Here is a 22364-nt window from a genome sequence, read left to right on the forward strand (position 1 = left end):
TTGGGAAGCCTACCGCTGCGGTCATCCGCCTGACCTGTCGATTTCGTCCCTCGCTAATAGTGAGTGACAGCCAGCTGGTGGGAATGTTTGCCCGATAACGTATAGGTGGATCGCGGGGCCATAAATCGTCCGGTTCGTCCATCAATGCCGCTGCTGCGGGCTTCGTCAGACCGTCTTTTAACTCGACTCCCTGGCACAGTTGGCGAACTGCATTTTTATTGATCTGGCCCTCGACCTGAACCAAGTAGGTTTTGCTAAGCTTGTGTCGCGGGTGGCTGATACGGTGCTGAAGTTTGCCGTCGTCCGTCAGGATCATCAGCCCCTCTGAGTCATAGTCGAGTCTGCCTGCCGGGTAAACGCCGGGCAGGTCAATGAAGTCGGCCAAGGTTGCGCGCGCGTCATGAGCGGAAAACTGGCTCATGACCTGGAAGGGTTTATTGAAGAGAATCAGCTCTGTCACGCGAAACTATCATTCATGGAAGAAATTCGACTATAAAGTGGTATAATGCAGCGCTTTTTGGATAAAGCCTGGCTTTAAAATGCTCGCTGACCAGGAATGGCGACACAGATTTTGTGCAGTGACCCTGCCTTGTTGCCGCCATCTAACGAGCTCAGATACTAACCTAAAAACCATGGAGTCAAAAATGGGATACCAACATATCAAGGTACCTGCAGAGGGTGAGAAAATCTCCGTTAATGCGGATCTTTCCCTGAATGTACCCGATCGGCCAATTATTCCTTTTATCGAAGGTGATGGCATCGGGATCGACATCACTCCGGTCATGATCAACGTTGTGAATGCAGCCGTTGAGAAAGCCTATGCCGGCAGCAAAAAAATCAGCTGGATGGAGATTTACACTGGCGAGAAAGCCGCTGAGCTGTACGACGGCGACTGGTTCCCGGCAGAAACTCTCGACGCGATCAAAGAATACGTTGTCGCGATCAAAGGCCCCCTGACTACCCCAGTTGGTGGCGGTTTCCGCTCGCTGAACGTGGCCCTGCGCCAAGAGCTGGATCTTTACGTATGTCAGCGTCCAGTTCGCTGGTTCGAAGGTGTACCCTCACCGGTTAAAGAACCCAACAAGACCAACATGGTTATTTTCCGCGAGAACTCGGAAGACATCTATGCCGGTATCGAGTGGCAAGCGGGCAGCCCGGAAGCCGACAAGGTTATCGACTTCCTGCAGGAAGAAATGGGTGTTACTAAAATCCGTTTCCCACAGAACTGCGGCATCGGCATCAAGCCCGTGTCAGAAGAAGGCACCAAGCGCCTGGTTCGTAAAGCCATTCAGTACACCATTGATCAAGACCTGCCGTCACTGACTCTGGTGCACAAAGGCAACATCATGAAGTTCACCGAAGGCTCCTTCAAAAACTGGGGCTACGAGCTGGCAATGGAAGAGTTCGGTGGTGAGCTGCTGGATGGCGGCCCATGGGTGAAAATGAAGAACCCGAACACCGGTAAAGAAATCATCATTAAAGATGTGATTGCCGACGCGATGCTGCAGCAGGTACTGTTGCGCCCTGACGAGTACAGCGTTATTGCTACTCTCAATCTGAACGGTGACTACCTGTCAGACGCGCTGGCGGCACAGGTTGGCGGTATCGGCATTGCTCCAGGTGCCAACCTGAGTGACAACGTAGCCCTGTTTGAAGCCACCCACGGCACTGCACCGAAGTACACAGGGCAGGACAAAGTGAACCCCGGCTCACTGATCTTGTCTGCGGAAATGATGCTGCGACACCTGGGCTGGAACGAAGCCGCAGACCTCGTTATCGATGGTATGAACGGCGCGATTCAGGCGAAGACCGTTACTTACGACTTCGAGCGCCTGATGGACGGTGCAACCCTGCTGAAATGTTCAGAGTTTGGTGATGCCATCATCAAGCACATGAACTGATAAAAAGCAGTGAACTAAAAAGGCCAGCATATGCTGGCCTTTTTTATGCTTTCGTCACTAACTCAGGCAACAGGCAAGACTCTACTGCGGCGAGATAACTTCATCACCGCATAAGAAGTTCGCCGTAACTTATTGTTCTGTATCGGAACTATCGCCTGCGGCAAGGATGTTAACAGCATGCAGACCCTTGGGGCCCTGCTCAGCGTCAAAGCTGACGCTCTGCCCGGCCTTGAGCGTTTTGTAGCCTTCCATGGTAATCGCGGAGTAGTGGGCGAAAATTTCATCACCGCCGTCTTCGCTGAGAATAAACCCGTAACCTTTGGCGTTATTGAACCACTTTACAACACCATTTTGCATAGCTTTACACCCTGATTTCTCGTTATAGTTATCGTTAAATTTAGCACGCTCCCGCTTGTAATCTGCGAGCTAATGCCCATTTTTAAATTACAGAGTCCTTGTCGTCAAGCTGCGGTTTCCAGCAAAAATCCTTGGTGATTACCCCTATTGTGAGGGCTCTGCGCAGTGATAAGCTCAGGTAAACAGACATCTATGTTGAACAGTATCGTAAGGGCAGGTGAAGAAGAGCATCCGGATTACCAAGGCGGCACGGCCGTACAGGAATCGAAGCCGGAGCTCAAAAAGCCTTCCATGTACAAAGTGGTCTTGTTAAACGATGACTACACCCCCATGGAGTTTGTAGTAGAAGTGCTGGAAGATTTCTTCTACATGGATAGACAGCGTGCGACGCAAGTTATGCTGACCGTCCATACCCAGGGTAAAGGTGTTTGCGGTGTATTCACCCGCGATATTGCCGAAACCAAGGCAGAACAGGTAAATCAGTACGCTCGGGAAAGCGGCCACCCGCTGCTCGCAGAAATTGAGGAGAACGAAGGCTGACCCCGACACGTACACAGCAGTATCCCCAAGCAGCAACAGAAGGCGTAGCAGGCTATGTTGAGTAAAGATCTGGAAACCACGCTCAGCCAGGCATTCAAATCGGCCCGTAGTCGCCGTCACGAATTCATGACGGTGGAACACCTGTTGTTGGCGCTGGCCGACAACGAAGCCGCAGTAAAAGTGTTGCTGGCCTGCGGCGCTGATCTCAATCAGCTGAAAGGCGAGCTCAACGAATTTGTTGACGCCACCACTCCCCGAATTCCCGATGATGACGTCGAACGCGACACGCAGCCGACGCTAGGCTTTCAACGCGTCCTGCAGCGTGCAGTGTTTCACGTACAGTCCTCTGGCAAGCAGGAGGTCACCGGCGCCAACGTGCTGGTCGCGATTTTCAGTGAGCAGGAAAGCCAGGCGGTGTACTTCCTCAAATCGCAGAGCGTCAATCGCCTCGATGTCGTCAACTACATCACCCACGGCATCTCAAAAGTATCCGGTGCCGAGAATGAGCACGAGCAACACGGCGAACAGGAAGGCGAGGGCGGAGATCCCGAGCAGCGCCCGCTGGAAAGTTACTCCACTAATTTGAACGAAGAAGCGAAAGCTGGCCGTATCGATCCCTTGATTGGCCGTGCCGAAGAAGTGGAGCGCGTCGCTCAAATCCTCAGCCGCCGCCGCAAGAACAACCCTCTGCTGGTGGGTGAGTCCGGCGTGGGGAAAACCGCGATCGCCGAAGGTCTGGCCAAGCGTATTGTCGACGGCGAAGTCCCCAGCGTGCTGGAAGACAGTGTGGTCTACTCTCTGGATATGGGCGCCTTGTTGGCGGGGACCAAATACCGGGGCGACTTTGAGAAACGGCTCAAAGGCCTGTTGGCAGATTTGAAAAAGCGTGAAGGCGCCATCCTGTTTATCGATGAAATCCATACCATTATCGGTGCCGGTGCGGCGTCGGGCGGCGTGATGGATGCCTCGAACCTGCTGAAGCCGCTGCTGAGCAGTGGTCAATTGCGCTGCATTGGCTCGACAACGTTCCAGGAATATCGCGGTATCTTTGAAAAAGATCGCGCCCTGAGCCGCCGCTTCCAGAAAGTGGATGTGGGCGAGCCCAGCGTGGAAGATACCTTCCATATCCTCAAAGGCTTGAAATCGCGCTTTGAAGGGCACCATGAGCTGAAATATACCGATGCAGCACTGCGCACAGCCGCGGAATTGTCGGCCCGTTACATCAGCGATCGCTTCCTGCCCGACAAGGCCATTGACGTCATTGATGAAGCCGGCGCGTATCAGCGACTGCAGCCTGAAGAAAGCCGCGCTGAAGTGATTGATGTGCCTGAAATCGAGGCCATCGTCGCCAAGATTGCGCGGATTCCTCCAAAAAGTGTTTCGTCCGATGACAAGGCTTCTCTCGCGAAGCTCGAAGACAACCTCAGAATGGTGGTGTTTGGTCAAGACCAGGCGATTACCGAGCTGAGCGCGGCGATCAAACTGGCACGGGCGGGACTGAAATCCGGTGACAAACCGATTGGTTCCTTCCTGCTGGCTGGCCCGACCGGGGTCGGCAAGACTGAAGTATGTCGCCAGCTCGCAAAAATCATGGGACTTGAGTTGGTGCGCTTCGATATGTCGGAGTACATGGAGCGGCACACGGTATCAAGGCTGATCGGCGCGCCTCCGGGTTATGTCGGCTTTGATCAGGGCGGCCTGCTGACAGACGCGGTGACCAAGCACCCGCACTCAGTGGTGTTGCTCGACGAAATCGAGAAAGCCCATCCCGAGTTGTTTAACCTGCTTCTGCAGGTGATGGACCACGGTTCACTGACTGACAACAACGGTCGTAAAGCCGACTTCCGCAATGTGATTCTGGTGATGACAACCAATGCCGGGGCAGAAAGTATTAGCCGCCGCTCTATTGGTTTCACTGAGCAGGATCACCATACCGATGCCAGCGAGGCAATTAATCGTCTGTTTACGCCGGAATTCCGCAACCGCCTGGACAGCGTCATCAACTTTGCGCCACTGGAAGAAGATGTCGTACTGACAGTGGTCGACAAGTTCCTGGTCGAACTGCAATCCCAGCTCGACGACAAAAAAGTGGTGCTGGATGTCGATGATGCCGCTCGACGCTGGTTGGTGAAAAAAGGTTATGACAAAACCATGGGTGCGCGGCCGATGGCCAGAGTGATCCAGGAGCACATCAAAAAGCCACTGGCTGAGATGGTGCTGTTTGGTGCGCTCGAGCATAGCGGCGGCACTGTCCACATTGGTGTGGATGGCTCCGGAGATACCTTAACGCTGGAAGCTGAAGCGGAGAGGGAGATGACAGAAGAGGCCTGAAAAGGCCTCTCGTCAGCGGTCGCCGAAAGAATTAACGACCGCGGAAGGTGATGCGACCCTTGGTCAAATCGTAAGGGGTCAGCTCAACTTTTACCTTGTCACCCGTCAGAATGCGGATGTAGTGTTTGCGCATTTTACCGGAGATGTGTGCGGTAACTACGTGACCATTTTCCAGGCGTACCCGGAACGTGGTGTTCGGCAGGGTATCGATAACCTCACCTTCCATTTCAATCTGGTCTTCTTTCGCCATTCGGCAGTAACCCTCAAAGATAGTGGTTTTACGATAGAATCGCAGGAAAGTGGCCCAGTACGGCCTTAAAAGCAGCGCGCATTTTGCCTGAATTAGCAGAATTAGGCAATTTGCTTTATTTCAGCCGTAGCCAGCGGCGACTAATTAACAGTTCGATCGGTCGATAATCCGTTTTATAGCGCATTTTCTGGCAGTCTCGAATCCAATATCCCAGGTAGAGATACGGCAGCTGCTTTTGCTGGCAAGCCTGAATCTGCGCCAGGATCGCCAGTTTTCCCAAGCTTCGCTGTTCTTCCTCCGGCGCAAAAAATGTGTACATCGCGGACAGACCATCGCCCATCTGGTCGCATACTGCTACGGCCATCAGCGTGTTTTCTCTATAAAAATGCAGAAAAGCGGTATCTTCCCGGCAATCGGCGATAAAACTGTCGAACTGTTCCCGCGTAGGCGGGTACATGTCGCCATCGGCATGGCGAAGCGTTATGTAGCGCTCGTACAGTGAGTAGGCGTCAGCGGCGGGCTGCGTTCGCCAGATGACATCCAGATCGTTATTACGCTGCAATACCCGCCGGTGACTGCGTCGAAACTGGAAGTCAGCAACAGGAACGCGACAAGGCACGCAGGCCTGACAATTCTCGCAGTGCGGACGGTAATAGTGGTTGCCGCTTCGCCGAAAGCCCGCTCTCGATAGCTGCGTGTACAGCTCGCCAGAGACATCCGCTTCTGGATCGACAAACAGTGTTTGTGCCTCGCGATCATCGAAATAACTGCAAGGGTGGGGCGTGGTTTTGTAAAAGCGGGGCTGTGTTTTATCCGTCATTACCGCTGACCTTTTGCTTGCTTTCGTCGCCCAATGTCCAGTGCCCGCGCTGATCCTCATGCGGCTGAGCATAGTGTTCCAGTAGGGTTTTGAACTGCGCCCGAGGAATCAGCTCGGCGCCCATACTGTAGAGGTAGTCATTGCCGACCTGGCAGTCAATGACTTTGAAGTTTCGAGAAAGCAATTCGGCACACAGCGCAATCAGCGCAATTTTGGATCCGCTCGGCCCACGGCTGAACATGGATTCGCCGAAAAATACTTGCCCCAACGCCAAACCGTACAAGCCGCCCACCAGCTCGTCGTCCAGATGGACTTCAATGGAGTGCGCCCAGCCCAGCTCATGCATGCGGTTGTATGCACGGCGCATGTCTTGCGTAATCCAGGTGCCGGGACGCTTGGGACTGGTTGCTGCACATTCATCAAGTACCCGCGCAAAGCAGCTATCGGCGCTGACGCGATAAGAGGCTTTGCGCATTTGCTTGCGAAGGCTGCGGCTGCAGTGCAATTTTTCAGGAAACAGGACCGCTCGCGGCTGGGGTGACCACCAGAGCAAGGGTTGGGGGTCTTCGTACCAAGGGAAAATCCCGTGCTGGTAGGCGGTCAGCAAACGTTCGGGAGAGAGGTCGCCCCCAACGGCCAGCAGGCCGTTGGGGGCATCTAGGGCATTATCGATGTCTGGGAATTGCAGCGAACGCTCATCCAGCCAGGGAATACTGGGCATTACTGCTGACAGACTCCGTTATGCCAGGTCGTCGAGATAACGCTCAGCATCCAGCGCTGCCATACAGCCAAAACCGGCAGAGGTGACTGCCTGGCGGTAGATGTGATCGGCCACATCCCCGGCTGCAAAGACGCCTTCGATACTGGTCTGGGTCGCATTGCCTTCGGTGCCGCTGGCAATTTTCAGATAGCCGTTGGCCATCTCAAGCTGGCCATCAAAAATATCGGTGTTGGGCTTGTGGCCAATGGCGATAAAGACCCCGGCAACGTCGAGCTCCTGGGTGCTGTCATCTTTGGTACTTGCCAGGCGCAGGCCGGTAACGCCGGAATCATCGCCCAACACCTCATCCAATGTGTGATTCCAGAGAATATTCACATTGCCGTTCTCGGCGCGTTCCAGCAGCTTGTCCTGTAGGATTTTCTCTGAACGCAGGGCGTCGCGACGATGCACCAGCGTCACTTCCGAGGCGATGTTGGACAGGTAGAGGGCTTCCTCAACCGCCGTATTACCGCCGCCGATAACCGCGACTTTCTTGCCGCGATAGAAAAACCCATCACAGGTTGCGCAGGCAGAAACGCCTTTGCCCATAAAAGCTTCTTCCGAGGGCAGTCCCAGATACTGTGCAGAGGCGCCGGTAGCAATAATCAGTGCGTCGCAGGTGTAGGTGTTGCTGCCTTTCAATGTGAAGGGGCGATTTTTCAGATCGACGGACTCGATATGATCAAAGACCACTTGGGTTTCGAAGCGCTCCGCGTGCTCTTGCATACGCATCATCAGCTCTGGTCCTTGAACACCATTCTGGTCGCCAGGCCAGTTATCAACGTCAGTCGTTGTGGTCAACTGCCCACCTTGCTGCATGCCGGTGATAACAACCGGGTTCAGGTTGGCACGGGCGGCATAAACCGCGGCCGTGTAGCCCGCCGGTCCGGAGCCGAGAATAATTAAACGGTGGTGCTGAACATCGCTCATGGAGGTAATATTCCCTGATTGGGGATTGAACTCTGTGCAATCCCGAGTGACTGATAACAGGCGTCTATCATAGGGTAATCCGGCCACATCGGCAAAAGCCGTAACGGCGACAAGCTCTTGATAGAAGTGCTAATATTGGGCCCACATTTGGCATTTTCAATGCCTTTCGCATCGTCAGTACGCAAAATTCAGAGGAAGCCGATTTCCCTTGGCAAAATCCACTTCGGCAAAACACAGCGAACACCGTGACACCCTGCAACTACGCCTGCGCGAGGGGCTGCTTATCGCCTTGGTTGCAGTCTGTGTTTATATCTTTGTGTCGCTGGTCAGCTACGACCCCGCTGATCCGGGCTGGTCGCGAACCGGCGCGGGCGAGGGCATTCACAACGCAGGCGGACCGGTTGGCGCTTGGCTGGCGGATGTGTTCTACGCGCTGTTCGGTTACATGGCGTATCTGTTTCCGGCAATGCTGGCTTTCCGGGCCGCCAAACTCTTTCAACATCGCCTGCATCCGGGCGGCTTTGACTCCGTTGTCTTCGCTCTGCGCAGTATCGGTTTTGTGCTGGTGATGATCGCCAGCACCGGGCTGGCCGCCACCGAAGATCATGGAGGCAGCTTGCTGCCGTTCGGTACCGGGGGCGTATTGGGCGAAGCGATTGGTCAGGCAACTGTGGCCTCGTTCAGCTACTTCGGCAGTCATCTGCTATTGCTGGCGATCTTGCTCTTCGGCATGACGATCTTCACCGATCTTTCCTGGTTGAAGTTAATCGACCGCTTGGGGGAAATGACCCTCAATGTCTATGACCGCTTGCAGGATGCTTTTTATCAGTTCCAGCAGCGACGTATTGAGCGCAAGGCTTCCAAGGCCGCGCAGCAACAGCGCAAAGACTCTGTTGCCAAGAAGAACGAAATTCAAAAGACCCGGATTGCGCCAGAGATCGCGCCGCCGCCCAAGCCGGTGGCCAAATCGGCCCGGGTGGAAAAGGAAAAGCAAACCTCACTGTTCGATGGGCTTGTCAGCGGCAGCCTGCCGTCGCTGTCACTGCTTGATGCGCCAGATCGCCACTCCGACAAGGGGTTTTCGCCAGAAACTCTGGAGGCGATGTCGCGCCTGCTGGAGCTCAAGCTGCTCGACTTCGGTGTGTCGGCAAAAGTGATTGCGGTCTTTCCTGGTCCGGTCATTACCCGTTTCGAACTTGAGCCCGATGCCGGGGTGAAAGTCAGTAAAATCAGTAACCTCGTGAAAGACCTCGCCCGTTCGCTTGCCGTAGTCAGCGTGCGGGTTGTGGAGGTCATTCCGGGCAAGCCTTATGTGGGTATCGAAATTCCCAACGAAGACCGTGAAATCGTCAATTTTCGCGATGTGCTGTCTTCTGAGGCGTTTGAATCTTCCAAATCGGCGCTGACACTGGCTCTCGGTCATGACATTGCCGGTGAGCCGGTCTGTGCCGACCTCGCGAAAATGCCGCATTTGCTGGTTGCCGGTACGACCGGCTCCGGTAAGTCAGTTGGCGTTAATGCCATGTTGATAAGCTTGCTGTACAAATCGTCTCCCGAGGAAGTGCGCTTGCTGTTGGTCGACCCGAAAATGCTGGAGCTGTCTGTGTATGACGGCATTCCGCATCTGTTGACGCCGGTTATCACCGACATGAAAGACGCAGCCAATGGTCTGCGCTGGTGTGTGGCTGAAATGGAACGGCGCTACAAGCTGATGTCGGCGATGGGGGTGCGTAATCTCGCAGGTTTCAACCGCAAAGTGAAAGAAGCCGCCCAGTCCGGCAATCCGATTAAAGATCCGCTGTTCGTCCCCGATGAGCATTTCCAGGCTGGCTTGGAAGAGGCGGAAGCGCCTGACCTTGAGTCACTGCCGGCCATTGTGGTGGTGATTGATGAATTTGCCGACATGATGATGATTGTCGGTAAGAAGGTCGAAGAGCTTATCGCCCGTATCGCCCAGAAGGCGCGAGCTGCGGGTATACACCTGATCCTCGCCACGCAGCGCCCATCGGTGGATGTTATCACCGGCCTGATCAAAGCCAACGTGCCTACGCGCATTGCCTTCCAGGTGTCTTCGAAAATTGACTCGCGGACCATCCTGGATCAGGGCGGTGCTGAGCAGTTGCTGGGTCACGGTGACATGCTCTACCTGCCCCCGGGCTCTGGCTTGCCGGTACGTGTTCACGGCGCCTTTGTCAGCGACGAAGAGGTTCACCGGGTGGTAGCAGACTGGCAAAAACGTGGCGAGCCACAATATATCGACGGCTTGTTGGAAGAGGGTAGCAGCACCGATGCGATGCCCGGTATGCCGCCGGAAGGTGGCGACGATGCTGGCGAATCCGACGCGCTTTACGACGAAGCCGTACGATTTGTTACCCAGAGCCGTCGTGCCTCCATTTCCTCGGTACAGCGCAAGTTGCGCATCGGCTACAACCGCGCTGCCCGATTGATTGAAACCATGGAAGCGGCCGGTGTGGTCTCGGAAATGGCCAGCAATGGCAGCCGAGAAGTCATTGCACCGCCGCCCCCCGAATAAGGAGCGCTTATGCGCAAACTCGCTTTCTGCTTCTTGGTCTGCCTGCTCAATATTGCTCCGGCGCTTGCTGGAGATGTTGCGCAGCTTCACCTTCAGCTTTCGTCGCTGAAAACCCTGCAAGCGGACTTTGAACAGGACGTTTTCGATGAAGACGGGACGTTGCTTCAGCAAAGCCGCGGCGAACTGATGGTTGAGCGCCCGAACAAACTGCGTTGGGAAAGTCGCGAGCCGTTTCACTATCTGCTTATCAGCGATGGCGAAACCCTGTGGCGCTACGATGCCGATCTGGAGCAGCTCAACACCGAGGCCTTCTCGCCTGAATTGGCGCAAACCCCCGCACTGATTATCGGGGCGAGCATTGCCGAGCTGGAATCTCGCTTCGAGGTCGCCATGAACAAGCAAGGGGCCCAACGCGAATTCATTCTGAAACCACGAAGCCCGGAAATGTTTTCGCAAATGACGCTGCGTTTTAACAAGGGAAAGCTGGTCGGCATGGCGATGCTGGATAATCTGGCACAGCGCACGGAAATCCGGCTGACCTCACCGCGTTACAACAAGGCGATTCCCGCCGGAGACTTCCGCTTCAACGAGGCCAGCCTGTCTCAATGACGGGCACGCAGGCACCTCTGGCGGCCCGAATGCGGCCGGCCAGCCTCGCCGATTACCGGGGGCAGCAGCATCTCCTGGGAGAGGGGCAGGCCCTGCGCCGCGCACTGGACGCCGGGCAGCTGCACTCAATGATCTTCTGGGGCCCGCCCGGTGTGGGTAAAACCACCTTGGCGCGGCTGATTGCCCAGCACAGCGACGCACATTTCCTCAGCCTGTCGGCGGTGCTGGCCGGTGTGAAGGATATCCGCAAGGCTGTGGAGGTCGCACAGCAGGAACAGCGCTACGGGCGACGCACAGTGCTGTTTATAGACGAAGTCCACCGTTTCAACAAAGCCCAGCAAGATGCGTTTTTGCCCTACGTGGAAGATGGCACGCTGATCTTTGTCGGTGCCACCACCGAAAACCCCAGCTTTGAAATCAATAATGCACTGTTGTCTCGGGCCAGGGTGTATCCGCTGCGGGCGCTGGACACTGATGAACTGCTGGACATCCTCCAGCATGCCTGCGCAGAGGAAGGCTGGCAGTGCGAGCCTGTGTTGCTGGAGATGCTGGCCCGACAGGCTGATGGCGATGCCCGAAGAGCCCTGAATCTGCTGGAACTGGCGATGGACGTCGCCCGCGACGAAGACCGCGATAATCGTGAAATCGGGCAGAACGCTATCGATCAGGCCCTCAGTCATCAGCCACGACGTTTCGACAAAGGCGGCGATCTTTTCTACGAACAGATTTCCGCGCTGCACAAATCTGTTCGAGGCAGTTCCCCGGATGGGGCGCTCTACTGGCTGCTGCGCATGCTCGACGGCGGCTGCGACCCTATTTATATCGCCCGGCGGTTAGTGCGCATGGCCAGTGAAGACATTGGCAACGCAGATCCGCGGGCACTGCGACTATGCCTTGACGCCTGGGATGTGCAGGAGCGACTGGGCAGCCCGGAAGGGGAGTTGGCGCTGGCGCAGGCGGTCAGCTATCTTGCCGCGGCCCCCAAGAGCAATGCGGTGTACACCGCATTCAATGCCTTGAAAAAGCGTATTGCTCAGGACCCAAGCTACGACGTACCCATGCACCTGCGCAATGCGCCGACCAAAATGATGAAAGGCCAGGGTTTCGGCGAGGGCTATCGCTATGCCCATGACGAGCCCGGCGGCTATGCGGCCGGGGAGAACTATCTGCCTGAAGCCCTTCACGCCGAGACGTTTTATCATCCGGTTGACCGTGGACTGGAGAAGAAAATCGGCGAAAAGCTGCGCTATCTGCAACAACTAGATGCCGACAGCCCAAACAAGCGTTATTCCTAGTCCAACTCTTGCTAGAATGCCCGTTTTAACCGTGAAGGAAGACTCCGTGCTGCAATATCTTCTGATCGCACTCGGCGGCGCGGGCGGTGCACTCAGCCGTTACGGCGTTGGCCGTCTTTGCCAAAGCTGGTTCCCTTCTCTGTCTTGGCCGATAGGCACCTTCGCCGTTAATATCGTCGGCTCGGCGCTGATAGGCGTCGCCTATGTGCTGATTACCGAACGAGGCAGTGTGCACACCGATTGGCGCTATGTCCTTATGGTGGGATTCTTCGGGGCCTTTACGACGTTTTCTACATTTTCATTGGAGGCTGTCGCCATGCTGGAGTCGGGGCGTATTGTTCTGGCATTCAGCTATATGCTGGCGTCACTCAGCCTGTGTGTGCTGGCCTGTTGGCTGGGCATAATTGCAACAAGATAGCTATTATTTTCAAAGTCTTGGAGAGTATTAATAATGTTGGATATCAAGCAGCTTCGCCAGGAGCCGGACGCCGTGGCAGCCGCCTTGAAAAAGAAAGGTTTTGACTTCGGTGTTGAGACCTTTCAGCAGTTAGACAGTCGCCGCAAGCAGGCAGACATCGACAGTCAGGAATTACTGGCACAGCGTAAGCAAGCCTCCAAGCAGATCGGCGAACTGGTAAAAAGCGGTGTGCCGGTGGAGGAGGCCAAAGCCCAAGTTAATGAGACGCTGGCCAAAATTGAATCCCAGCTGGAAAGCCTGAAGCAGGACGCCAAAGCGGCCAACGATGCGCTCGACAGCCTGTTGATGGCAGTACCCAATATTCCGGCAGACGAAGTCCCCGAGGGCAAAGACGAAGCCGATAACCGGGAAATTTCCCGCTGGGGCGAGCCCGCTCAATTCAGCTTTGAGGTCAGCGACCATGTCGACGTCGGTGCCCGTCTGGGTGGTTTGGATTTCGACACCGCCAGCAAAATCACCGGCAGCCGTTTTGCAGTCATGCGGGGCGGTATTGCGAGACTGCACCGCGCTCTGATCCAGTTCATGCTGAACACCCACTGTGGTGAGCACGGCTATCAGGAAGTTTATGTGCCCTACATCGTGAACAGCGACTCCCTTCGCGGCACCGGACAACTGCCGAAGTTTGAGGAAGACCTGTTCCGCCTTCAAGGTGATGCGGAGTACTACCTGATCCCCACGGCAGAGGTGCCGGTGACCAATATCATGCGCGACGAGATAATCGACGCTGCCGAGTTGGGAGAGGGACTGAAATTTGCCGCACACACCCCGTGTTTCCGTTCAGAGGCCGGCAGCTACGGTCGCGACACGCGCGGCATGATCCGTCAGCATCAGTTTGAGAAAGTCGAGCTAGTACAGTTTGTGCGCCCGGAACAGTCTGAGGCGGCACTTGAGGCGCTGACCGGTCATGCGGAAGCGATTCTGCAAAAACTGGAACTGCCATACCGCAAAGTCTTGCTATGTGGCGGTGACCTTGGCTTTTCTGCGCGTAAAACCTACGACCTGGAAGTCTGGCTGCCTGCCCAAAACAACTATCGCGAAATCTCTTCCTGCAGTAACTTCGGCGATTTCCAGGCCCGCCGCATGATGGCGCGCTGGCGCAACCCTGAAACCGGCAAGCCGGAATTACTCCATACTCTCAATGGTTCTGGCCTGGCGGTCGGGCGCACGCTGGTTGCTTTGCTGGAAAACGGGCAACAGGAAGATGGCAGTGTTGCGATACCCCAGGCACTTCGACCCTATATGGGCGGCATTGACTGCCTGAAACCCGGCGAGCTGGGCTGAAACGGTGGATTTTCTGCCACTGTTCACCCGCTTAGAGGGACAGGTTTGTCTGATCGTGGGCGGCGGCGAGGTCGCGCTGCGCAAAGCGAGGTTGTTACACAAGGCCGGCGCGACACTTCGGGTGGTTGCACCCGATATTCTCCCTGAGCTGCAGGCATTGCTTGCTGACAGTGGCGCCGCCGCCGAGAGCCTTCAGGACGTCTATACCCCGGAAACGCTGGATAAGGTCTTTCTCTGTATCGCGGCTACCGATGATCGCAGCCTGAATCAGCGCGTATCGGAAGACTGTGGGCAACTGCAGATTCCGGTGAACGTGGTCGATTGTCCTGAGCTTTGCAGCGTTATCTTGCCTGCCATCATCGATCGCTCGCCGATTGTGGTCGCCGTCAGCAGTGGTGGGAAGAGCCCGGTACTCGCGCGGATGATCCGCTCAAAGCTTGAATCGAGCATTCCCGCTGCCTATGGCCGTCTGGCAGATCTGGTTGGCCAGTTTCGCGATGCGGTCAAGCAGCGTTTCGGTGATATCGAAGAGCGACGGGCCTTCTGGGAGCAAACACTCGATGGCCCGGTCGCTGAAATGGTGTATGCCGGTAAGTCAGACACGGCCGCCGATATGCTGCGCGAACTGATCGGCAAGGCGGAGCCCGCACCGGGTGGGGAAGTGTATTTGATTGGGGCGGGGCCCGGCGACCCGGATCTGATGACCTTCAAAGCACTGCGCCTGTTGCAAAAGGCCGATGTCGTACTCTATGACCGGCTGGTGGCGCCGGAAATTGTCGAACTCTGCCGGAAAGACGCAGAGCGCGTATTCGTTGGCAAAGCGCGGTCAAATCACGCTGTGCCCCAGCAGGATATCAACCAGCTTCTGGTCCAGTACGCCAGCCAGGGGCGCAAGGTGGCGCGGCTGAAGGGCGGTGATCCCTTTATTTTCGGCCGTGGTGGCGAAGAAATACAGGAACTGGCCGAGCATCGTATTCCCTTTCAGGTCGTGCCAGGCGTAACGGCGGCAGCGGGCTGTGCAAGCTATGCGGGTATCCCGCTTACTCATCGCGATTACGCGCAGTCTGTTCGCTTTGTCACCGGGCACCTGAAAGACAACAGCATTAACCTGCCGTGGGCAGAGCTGGTACATAATCAGCAAACCGTGGTCTTTTATATGGGACTGATTGGCCTGCCGGTGATCTGCGAGCAGTTGATAGCCCATGGCCGCAGCCCGGATACGCCGATTGCCATTATTCAGCAGGGGACAACGGCTAATCAGAAAGTGGTCACTGCGACCTTGGCCACCATGGTGAAAACCCTTGAGCAGCACCCGGTACAGGCGCCGACACTGATTATTGTTGGCGAAGTGGTGAGCCTGAGGGAAAAACTGGCGTGGTACGAACAACAGGGTGACCTGGACACGTAAACAGCTTGGAGAACAGCGTGACAGACTACGATTACGACTTACTGGTCATCGGCGCAGGCAGCGGCGGTGTGCGAGCGGCCCGTATGGCGGCGGGCATGGGTGCCAAGGTGGCTGTTGCAGAGTCCCGCGCGCTGGGCGGCACCTGTGTCAATGTAGGTTGTGTTCCCAAAAAACTGTTCAGTTATGCGGCCCACTTCACCGAGAATTTCCACGATGCGGCCAGTTTCGGCTGGGATGTTGAACACCAGCCCCTGAACTGGGCACGCCTGCGTGACAACAAGACCCGTGAAATAGAGCGTCTGAACGGCATTTACGGCAACTTGCTGCGCAATGCCGACGTTCAAATCATTAATGGTCACGCCCGCTTTGTCGACAGCCATCGTGTGGAGGTAGAAGGCAATACCTACAGCGCCGAGCGTATTCTGGTCGCCGTGGGGAGTTGGCCTTTCATTCCCGACGTTGAAGGTCGGGAGCACGTGATCAGTTCCAATGAATTGTTTTATCTCGACGAACTGCCCGAGCACGCCACCGTCGTCGGCGGTGGCTATATCGCCACAGAGTTTGCGGGGATTTTGAATGGACTCGGCGTCAAGGTCACGCAGATCTACCGCAGAGACTTGTTTTTACGCGGTTTCGATGAAGAAATTCGCGGACATCTCGCCGAAGAAATGCGTCAGCGAGGCGTTGATTTGCGCTTTAACGAGGATGTTAGCGCCATTATCAAAACCGAGCAGGGCTACCAGGTCAAACTCCAGCACGGCGACACGCTGAACACCGGTTTGGTGATGTATGCGACCGGACGCAACGCGCTGGTTGAGGGCCTGGGGCTTGAGAATACCCAGGTCACACTCAACGATAAGGGCTTTATCGAGGTCTCTCCGGAGTTTCAGACCCAGGACCCTGCTATCTACGCCTTGGGCGATGTCACCGGCGGAATGGAGTTGACGCCCATCGCGCTGGCCGAAGCCATGAACCTGGTACGCCGCCTATACGGCGATCAAGACCAAGCCATGGATTACAGCTACATTCCCACGGCTATTTTCTGTCAGCCCAATATCGGCACCGTGGGCTACAGCGAAGAGCAAGCGCGGGAAACCTTTGGCGATATTCGCGTGTTTACCTCGCAGTTCCGACACCTGAAACACACGCTGACTGAAAATCCCTCCAAGGTTTTCCTTAAACTGATTGTCGATGTCGCCAGCGACCGTGTGGTAGGCGCACATATGCTCGGCGATGATGCGGGAGAAGTGATTCAGGGCTTTGCCGTTGCCATTAAGGCGGGCGCAACAAAAGCGGTCTTTGACAGTACGATCGGCATTCACCCCACGGTTGCGGAAGAGTTTGTCACTATGCGGGAAGCCAGCCGCTAAGCTGGCTTCCGTCCTTACTTATGGGCGCCCGGCCAATTGCTCGGGCTGAAAGTAGGGCATTGCATCGACGAGAATGTGGCCAGCCTCATTGAGTAAGGGGTCGACCTTTTCCTTCTTCTCTTTGTCATCCTTGTCAGCAACGGTATCACTGTCCTGACTGCTGTCCATTTTAGGACTCACAACCAAGTCATCGGGAATTTCCAGTCCCTCTTCACCGTCGCCTTCCAGTACCTCCAGAGGCTCTTCGCCCTTAGCCACACGGCGGCGGTTCTCCATCGCCAGTTGCAGGGCTTTCTGCTCCTCACGCTCTTTCTTGCGAACCGCCATATTCAGTGACAGCTCTTTGCGGTCGCGATATTTATCGATGGCGGCAAGCTGTTCGGTGAGGAAGCGGAAGTCCGGGTCCTTGGCAATACGGGAAGCGTGCTTGTTTTCCAAGGCGGGCAGGCCGGAGCGAAGGTCATAGTAATAACGATGGCGCGCCTCGGCGATACGGTCCCAGGCCATGGCATTGTCCAAAATGCTCTCACCGATCTGCTCCTTGTCGTAGAGCGGCGGGAAGGCAATATCGGGAATGACGCCGCGATTCTGGGTGCTGTCACCCGAAATCCGATAGAACTTGGACTCCGTCATTTTTAGCTGCCCGTGGCTGAGCGGGTTAACGGATTGCACCGTCCCTTTACCAAAAGACTGGGTGCCAATCACGATTCCACGCTGATAATCCTGAATGGCGCCCGCAAAAATCTCTGAAGCCGAAGCGCTCATCCGGTTGATCAGCACAGCCAGCGGGCCGGTGTAGTAGGGGGAGCTGCGACGCTTGCCTTCGCGAATCACCCGCGAATTCGACTGGCGAATCTGCACAGTCGGACCGCTTTCAATAAACAGGCCGACCAAGCCATTGGCCTCGGCCAGCGAGCCGCCGCCGTTATCGCGCAGATCGATGACAATCCCTTCTGCGCCGTCAACCAACAGCTCGCCAAGAATACGGTGGACATCCCGGGTCGTGCTGCGGAAGTCCGGGTCTCCCATGCGGAAGGCATCAAAGTCGAGGTAAAAGGTTGGAATATTGATGACACCAATCTTTCGCGTCTCGCCGTCGGCATCTTTGATCTCGATGATTTCGCCTTTGGCACTTTGCTCTTCGAGCTTCACCTCATTGCGCTCGATCACGATTTCCTTGCGCTCTTCATCGCTGTGCGCAATGGCTGGAATGACGTCCAAGCGCACGAAGGAGCCGCTGGGACCGCGAATCAGGTCAACCACGTCATCCAGACGCCAGCCGATCACATCCTGCATCTCACCTTTCTTCCCCTGAGCGACCCCAACGATGCGGTCAGCCGGCTGCAGTTGACCTTGCTTATCCGCAGGGCCCGCCGGTACCAGCCGAACAATCTTGGTGTAGTCGTCCTCCATCTGCAGCACGGCGCCAATGCCTTCCAGCTTCAGGCTCATATTGATCTGAAAATTTTCAGACAGGCGAGGGGAGAAGTAATCCGTGTGGGGGTCGTACAGCGAAGCAAAGGCGTTGGCATACATCTGGAACGCGTCTTCCGATTCGAGCTGCTCAAGCCGTTTGACCTGGTTGCGGAAGCGTTTCTGCAGCAACTCGACAATATCTTTGTCTTCCTTGCCTGCTAATTTGAGCCCAAGAACGCGGTTTTTAAGCTGCTTTCGCCATATTTCGTCGGCTTCTTGCTGATTTTTGGGCCAAGGCTGCTCCGAGCGATCCAGCAGGATGTTCTCATCCTTGCTGAAGTCGAAACTTGGGACTGTCTTGTCGAGGCTGGCTATCGTTTTCTCCAGCCGTTCAACAATGCGCTGGCGATAGCGATTGAAAATGGTAAAGCCGGCATCCACGCGGCCTTTCTTCAGTTCGTCATCAAGGCGTTCGCGGTAGCGCTCGAACTCATCAATATCGCTTTTCAGGAAGAACTGACGATTCGGATCCAGGTCGGCGAGATAGGAATCCAGCAATTGTGATGACGCGCTGTCATCGACCTCGAGTTTGACGTAATGACCGCGTTCGAGACGCTGCAGCATCTCTTTCATCGCGCCGCGCTGATCGCCGTCTGGTGACAGCTCGGTAAGCGCCTGCGCCGAGGGCAACAGCAGCAATACCAGGGCCAGGGTTGTGAACACTCGGCGAGTGAATGAAGAGGTGGATCGTTTCAATAAATACATATAAAACCTGCTTTACTCCGCAGTAGCTCGCTCCTGATCAATACGCTGCCCAAGGCAGCATTGGGCGAATTGCTTGTTATTTCACTGCTACGGATGATGTTCAGTATCGGTATACCGCGTTACACTCAAAATATCTACACCAGCACAATAAATGGAGCCCGCGAGTGAGCAAAAACCCGAAGGTGGCCGCAGTAGAGGCCTATATCAAAGCACTGAGTGAGCATGATCTCACCGCCATCGACGCCCTTTATACGGATGATGCCAGCCTAGAAGACCCCGTTGGCAGCACGCCGGTCGTTGGTAAAGACGCTATTCTTGGATTTTACAAAACCGCATTTAGTTCCGGGATCAGTGCACGCATGGACGGTGCCGTCCGACTGGCCGCCAACCACGCCGTTTTTCCCTTCATTGTGGAGCTGAACCCCGGCAACGGCGAAATGCGCCTGGAAATCATCGACCAGTTTACCTTTAACGATGACAACAAAGTGGTTGCCATGAAAGCATTTTGGGGACCGGAAAACGCCAGCACCCCCTGAACGCCTGCCGGCCCTGCCTTGCGGGGCCAACGACAATCCCTTCTTCTATCAACGAATAATGGCGACTGACTTGAGCTGCGCGTAGACAGACATCCCTGCACGCAACGCCAGACTATGCACGCTGCGCCGGGTGAGGCGAGCCAGTAACTGCTGCTGACCCAGCGCTAATTCGACAATCTGCATTGCCTCGGCAAAGTCATCGTGAATGGCGCAAATCTGGCAGGGCAGGATATTCACAATGCTGCTGTCCTGGGGCTGCGCCAAGCTCAAACTCACATCCTGCGCCCGAATCCTCAAACGCAGGCGGCTGCCGATGGCATCGCCGCTGTCGCGCACCCACAATGCGCCGCCATCAAAAGCACATTGCATCAAGTGCCACTGCGTATCGCGCGCGACCAAATCGGCGTCGATGACGGCAGAAACTTCGTCTTTTTCTCCCAGGCGGTGCCGCTCCTGAATCAGCATGTCAGAGAGCGGCCCCTGCGCGACAGCTCGGCCGCTATCCATCAGTACCAGATGGTCGGCAAGACGGCAGATTTCATCGAGAGAGTGACTGACATAGAGAATCGGGATGGCCGAGTCCCGGCAAAGCGTTTCCAGATAGGGAAGAATCTCAGCTTTGCGCGCCGGGTCGAGACCGGATAGGGGTTCATCCATCAACAACAACTGGGGCGCGGCCAGCAGTGCCCGGGCAATTGCCACGCGTTGGCGCTCGCCGCCCGACAGCCGATCTGGCTGACGCTGGAGGAGGGGAGCCAGGCCCAGCAGCTCCACGACTGTATCCAGATCGGGCCCAGAGTCACGGGCCCGCTTCTGGGCATAGCGCAGGTTACCCGCAACATTCAGGTGGGGAAACAGGCTGGCTTCCTGAAACACATAGGCAATAGGCCGCTGGTGGCAGGGCAGATGTTGCCGCTCGTCCAGCCATGTCTGGCCATTGAAGGAAATTGCGCCACTGACTTGCGACTCCAGCCCGGCAATACAGCGCAGCAAGGTGGTTTTACCTGATCCCGACGGTCCGAAGATGCCAGTCACGCCAGTAGTGGGTATAGGCAGCGCCAGATTCAGCTGGAAATCCTCACGGGAGCCCCGCTGGAGCTGGAGATTGACGTCCAGTTTGCCCATCGCCATTCAGAACCCCAGCAATCGCGAGCTGCGATCGTCCCGCCGCAAATACTGCAACACCAGCATCATCCCGAACGACAGCAGCAACATGATTGCCGCCAAACGATGGGCACTTCCATAATCCAAGGCCTCAACGTGCTCATATAGCTGTACCGACAACACCTGTGTCGCCCCGGGAATATTTCCCCCAATCATCAGCACCACCCCGAATTCACCCAGCGTATGGGCAAAACCCAATACCGTGGCGGTGATAATGCCCGGACGGCACAGGGGCAGTAACACGGTAAAAAACCGGTCTAATGGTCCCGCGCCAAGCGTCGCCGCCACATCCAGCGGCCGCTGACCCACCGATTCCATCGCATTTTGAAGGGGCTGCACAACAAAGGGCAGGGAGTAAAAGAGGGAACCAACAACCAATCCGGAAAAGCTGAATGCCAGGCTTTGCATTCCCAGCAGTTCAGTCAACGCCCCGAGCGGACCCTCGGGCCCCATCGCCAGCAGCAGGTAGAAACCCAAAACCGTCGGCGGAAGGATCAAGGGCAGGGTAATCAGGGCAGCAATAGGCTGCCGCAACCACGAACGACTGCGGCACAGCCACCAGGCGAGAGGAATGCCAATCACGAGCAGCAGTATCGTGACGATTGCCGCCAACTTGAGCGTCAGCAATAGAGCGCTGAGATCTGCGGCATTCAGGAAGCCCGTCGTCACTCTCAGTGCGCTCCCGGAAGGCGGTAACCCGCGCTCAAAATGCGCGCTTCTGCCTCTTCAGTTTGCATAAACGCCAAAAACTGCTCAGCGGCGCGCTGCAGCTTGCTGTTTTTCATCACCACGCGCTGCTGTTCGATTGGCGCATACCAATTCGTCGGAACCTCCCAGAAATCGTCATCATTCCGCATTTGAGAGCGTGCCAGCAAGCCCGCTTCCGCATTGCCGCTGTAGACGTACTGATAGGCCTGACTGATATTCTCACCGCGAACCAGCCTTGGCTGGGCCTTATCCAAAATCGCTAGTTTCGTCAGGACTTCCATCGCGGCTTTGCCATAGGGCGCCAGTCGCGGGTTCGCGATGGAAAAACGGCCGTAAGCAAACTCCTTGAGTGCGTCTTCAGGGGTCGGCCCGGCTGGCCACAACACCAGTTGACCCAGCGCATAGGGCTGGCGACTGCCAGTGGCGATCAGCCCTTTGGCTTCCAGTGCTTTGGGGCGGTCAGCGTCCGCCGAAAAGAAAATATCAAAGGGCGCGCCCTGAACAATCTGCGCGTACAGCTTGCCCGACGAGCCGCGAACCACGGTAACCTTGTCACCCGTGCTCGCCTGGTAATCCGCAGCCAGTGCCTCAAGGGTGTCAGCGAAATTTGCCGCAACGGCGAGGCGAAGCTCCGCATGAGCCTGAGCGACGGTCCCGAGCAGCCATAGGGATAAGCAGAACAAGAATCTGGACAACGACAAGGTGCTCCGAACAAAGAAAAAATCAGCCTGCGTTTTACGGTAGAGCAGCTACGCACACTGAACAACCGCCAGAAAGCTAACAAGCTGAAAATAATAGATTTTTCAACTTGGTTTTCAAGCCTAAGCAGACCGCTACCGCCAAAATTGTATCACGCAACATTGCTCCGCAGGCCCCGGGGCAAAGAAAAGGGCTTCTGCCGTTCGTTTATAT

Annotated in this window: 21 protein-coding genes; 11 read left to right on the plus strand and 10 right to left on the minus strand. The window is 55.9% G+C overall.

Going from position 1 to position 22364, the window contains the following annotated elements:
• Positions 1-460 (minus strand): pseudouridine synthase (locus AC5DB9_RS14865; protein ID WP_491732072.1); only part of this gene is annotated, 460 nt, incomplete at its 3' end.
• Between the two features lie 184 nt (positions 461-644).
• On the opposite strand from AC5DB9_RS14865, the gene icd reads away from it, so the two are divergent.
• Positions 645-1901: an NADP-dependent isocitrate dehydrogenase gene (icd, locus tag AC5DB9_RS14870; RefSeq protein WP_022957150.1), complete on the plus strand. Its 1257-nt coding sequence runs from the start codon at positions 645-647 to the stop codon at positions 1899-1901.
• A gap of 129 nt (positions 1902-2030) precedes the next feature.
• Here icd and AC5DB9_RS14875 read toward each other — a convergent pair whose 3' ends face one another.
• The gene (locus AC5DB9_RS14875; protein WP_272993191.1) at positions 2031-2258 is read right to left on the minus strand and encodes a cold-shock protein; all 228 of its coding nucleotides are present in this window, start codon (positions 2256-2258) and stop codon (positions 2031-2033) included.
• A 192-nt stretch (positions 2259-2450) separates the two neighbouring features.
• On the opposite strand from AC5DB9_RS14875, the gene clpS reads away from it, so the two are divergent.
• Together clpS and clpA are read left to right on the plus strand one after the other, a co-directional pair.
• Entirely contained in the window at positions 2451-2798 is a 348-nt protein-coding gene (gene clpS / locus AC5DB9_RS14880) for an ATP-dependent Clp protease adapter ClpS (RefSeq protein ID WP_272993188.1), read from the plus strand.
• Positions 2799-2852: 54 nt separating this feature from the next.
• On the plus strand, positions 2853-5129 hold the full coding sequence (clpA, locus tag AC5DB9_RS14885; RefSeq protein WP_272993185.1) for an ATP-dependent Clp protease ATP-binding subunit ClpA: 2277 nt from the start codon (positions 2853-2855) through the stop codon (positions 5127-5129).
• A gap of 31 nt (positions 5130-5160) precedes the next feature.
• Here the strand turns inward: clpA and infA are convergent, their stop codons facing one another.
• From infA to trxB, 4 genes are all read right to left on the minus strand, one after another.
• Positions 5161-5379, minus strand: coding sequence for a translation initiation factor IF-1 (infA, locus tag AC5DB9_RS14890; protein WP_022957154.1), 219 nt, complete (start codon positions 5377-5379; stop codon positions 5161-5163).
• A gap of 115 nt (positions 5380-5494) precedes the next feature.
• Positions 5495-6199: an arginyltransferase gene (locus AC5DB9_RS14895; protein WP_272993173.1), complete on the minus strand. Its 705-nt coding sequence runs from the start codon at positions 6197-6199 to the stop codon at positions 5495-5497.
• Positions 6189-6920, minus strand: coding sequence for a leucyl/phenylalanyl-tRNA--protein transferase (gene aat, locus AC5DB9_RS14900; RefSeq protein WP_272993171.1), 732 nt, complete (start codon positions 6918-6920; stop codon positions 6189-6191). The genes AC5DB9_RS14895 and aat overlap by 11 nt, the downstream gene beginning before the upstream one ends.
• A gap of 18 nt (positions 6921-6938) precedes the next feature.
• The gene (trxB, locus tag AC5DB9_RS14905) at positions 6939-7889 is read right to left on the minus strand and encodes a thioredoxin-disulfide reductase (RefSeq protein WP_272993169.1); all 951 of its coding nucleotides are present in this window, start codon (positions 7887-7889) and stop codon (positions 6939-6941) included.
• A 208-nt stretch (positions 7890-8097) separates the two neighbouring features.
• Here trxB and AC5DB9_RS14910 point away from each other — a divergent pair, with 208 nt between their 5' ends.
• The 7 genes from AC5DB9_RS14910 to gorA are packed head-to-tail and all read left to right on the plus strand — an operon-like array spanning position 8098 to position 16863.
• Entirely contained in the window at positions 8098-10422 is a 2325-nt protein-coding gene (locus AC5DB9_RS14910) for a DNA translocase FtsK (RefSeq protein WP_022957158.1), read from the plus strand.
• A gap of 9 nt (positions 10423-10431) precedes the next feature.
• Positions 10432-11031, plus strand: a complete 600-nt coding sequence (gene lolA / locus AC5DB9_RS14915; protein ID WP_272993165.1) for an outer membrane lipoprotein periplasmic chaperone LolA — start codon at positions 10432-10434, stop codon at positions 11029-11031.
• A 29-nt stretch (positions 11032-11060) separates the two neighbouring features.
• Positions 11061-12326 (plus strand): replication-associated recombination protein A, encoded by a 1266-nt coding sequence (locus AC5DB9_RS14920; protein ID WP_272993164.1) that lies wholly within the window; start codon positions 11061-11063, stop codon positions 12324-12326.
• Between the two features lie 46 nt (positions 12327-12372).
• Complete coding sequence (crcB, locus tag AC5DB9_RS14925) at positions 12373-12744, plus strand: fluoride efflux transporter CrcB (protein WP_028968010.1); 372 nt, start codon at positions 12373-12375, stop codon at positions 12742-12744.
• A gap of 33 nt (positions 12745-12777) precedes the next feature.
• Positions 12778-14085, plus strand: coding sequence for a serine--tRNA ligase (serS, locus tag AC5DB9_RS14930; RefSeq protein ID WP_272993162.1), 1308 nt, complete (start codon positions 12778-12780; stop codon positions 14083-14085).
• Positions 14086-14089: 4 nt separating this feature from the next.
• Positions 14090-15493, plus strand: a complete 1404-nt coding sequence (gene cysG / locus AC5DB9_RS14935) for a siroheme synthase CysG (protein WP_272993159.1) — start codon at positions 14090-14092, stop codon at positions 15491-15493.
• Positions 15494-15510: 17 nt separating this feature from the next.
• Positions 15511-16863, plus strand: a complete 1353-nt coding sequence (gene gorA / locus AC5DB9_RS14940; RefSeq protein WP_272993156.1) for a glutathione-disulfide reductase — start codon at positions 15511-15513, stop codon at positions 16861-16863.
• Between the two features lie 18 nt (positions 16864-16881).
• On the opposite strand, the gene AC5DB9_RS14945 is transcribed toward gorA, so the two are convergent.
• Entirely contained in the window at positions 16882-19002 is a 2121-nt protein-coding gene (locus AC5DB9_RS14945; protein WP_335985497.1) for a carboxy terminal-processing peptidase, read from the minus strand.
• Between the two features lie 206 nt (positions 19003-19208).
• On the opposite strand from AC5DB9_RS14945, the gene AC5DB9_RS14950 reads away from it, so the two are divergent.
• Positions 19209-19580, plus strand: a complete 372-nt coding sequence (locus tag AC5DB9_RS14950; RefSeq protein ID WP_022957164.1) for a nuclear transport factor 2 family protein — start codon at positions 19209-19211, stop codon at positions 19578-19580.
• 48 nt (positions 19581-19628) lie between these two features.
• Here the strand turns inward: AC5DB9_RS14950 and modC are convergent, their stop codons facing one another.
• The 3 genes from modC to modA are packed head-to-tail and all read right to left on the minus strand — an operon-like array spanning position 19629 to position 22147.
• Entirely contained in the window at positions 19629-20711 is a 1083-nt protein-coding gene (gene modC / locus AC5DB9_RS14955) for a molybdenum ABC transporter ATP-binding protein (RefSeq protein ID WP_272993150.1), read from the minus strand.
• On the minus strand, positions 20712-21413 hold the full coding sequence (gene modB / locus AC5DB9_RS14960; protein WP_272993146.1) for a molybdate ABC transporter permease subunit: 702 nt from the start codon (positions 21411-21413) through the stop codon (positions 20712-20714).
• Positions 21414-21415: 2 nt separating this feature from the next.
• Entirely contained in the window at positions 21416-22147 is a 732-nt protein-coding gene (gene modA / locus AC5DB9_RS14965) for a molybdate ABC transporter substrate-binding protein (protein WP_272993143.1), read from the minus strand.
• Between the last annotated feature and the right edge of the window lie 217 nt (positions 22148-22364).

This window comes from Spongiibacter sp. (assembly GCF_984394615.1).

Excerpts from the sequence above, each read along its gene's own strand:
- trxB (WP_272993169.1), bottom strand. The coding sequence starts at position 7,889 with ATGAGCGATGTTCAGCACCACCGTTTAATTATTCTCGGCTCCGGACCG.
- modC (WP_272993150.1), bottom strand. The coding sequence starts at position 20,711 with ATGGCGATGGGCAAACTGGACGTCAATCTCCAGCTCCAGCGGGGCTCC.
- clpS (WP_272993188.1), top strand. The coding sequence starts at position 2,451 with ATGTTGAACAGTATCGTAAGGGCAGGTGAAGAAGAGCATCCGGATTAC.
- infA (WP_022957154.1), bottom strand. The coding sequence starts at position 5,379 with ATGGCGAAAGAAGACCAGATTGAAATGGAAGGTGAGGTTATCGATACC.
- icd (WP_022957150.1), top strand. The coding sequence starts at position 645 with ATGGGATACCAACATATCAAGGTACCTGCAGAGGGTGAGAAAATCTCC.
- aat (WP_272993171.1), bottom strand. The coding sequence starts at position 6,920 with ATGCCCAGTATTCCCTGGCTGGATGAGCGTTCGCTGCAATTCCCAGAC.
- AC5DB9_RS14920 (WP_272993164.1), top strand. The coding sequence starts at position 11,061 with ATGCGGCCGGCCAGCCTCGCCGATTACCGGGGGCAGCAGCATCTCCTG.
- clpA (WP_272993185.1), top strand. The coding sequence starts at position 2,853 with ATGTTGAGTAAAGATCTGGAAACCACGCTCAGCCAGGCATTCAAATCG.
- AC5DB9_RS14895 (WP_272993173.1), bottom strand. The coding sequence starts at position 6,199 with ATGACGGATAAAACACAGCCCCGCTTTTACAAAACCACGCCCCACCCT.
- serS (WP_272993162.1), top strand. The coding sequence starts at position 12,778 with ATGTTGGATATCAAGCAGCTTCGCCAGGAGCCGGACGCCGTGGCAGCC.
- AC5DB9_RS14875 (WP_272993191.1), bottom strand. The coding sequence starts at position 2,258 with ATGCAAAATGGTGTTGTAAAGTGGTTCAATAACGCCAAAGGTTACGGG.
- lolA (WP_272993165.1), top strand. The coding sequence starts at position 10,432 with ATGCGCAAACTCGCTTTCTGCTTCTTGGTCTGCCTGCTCAATATTGCT.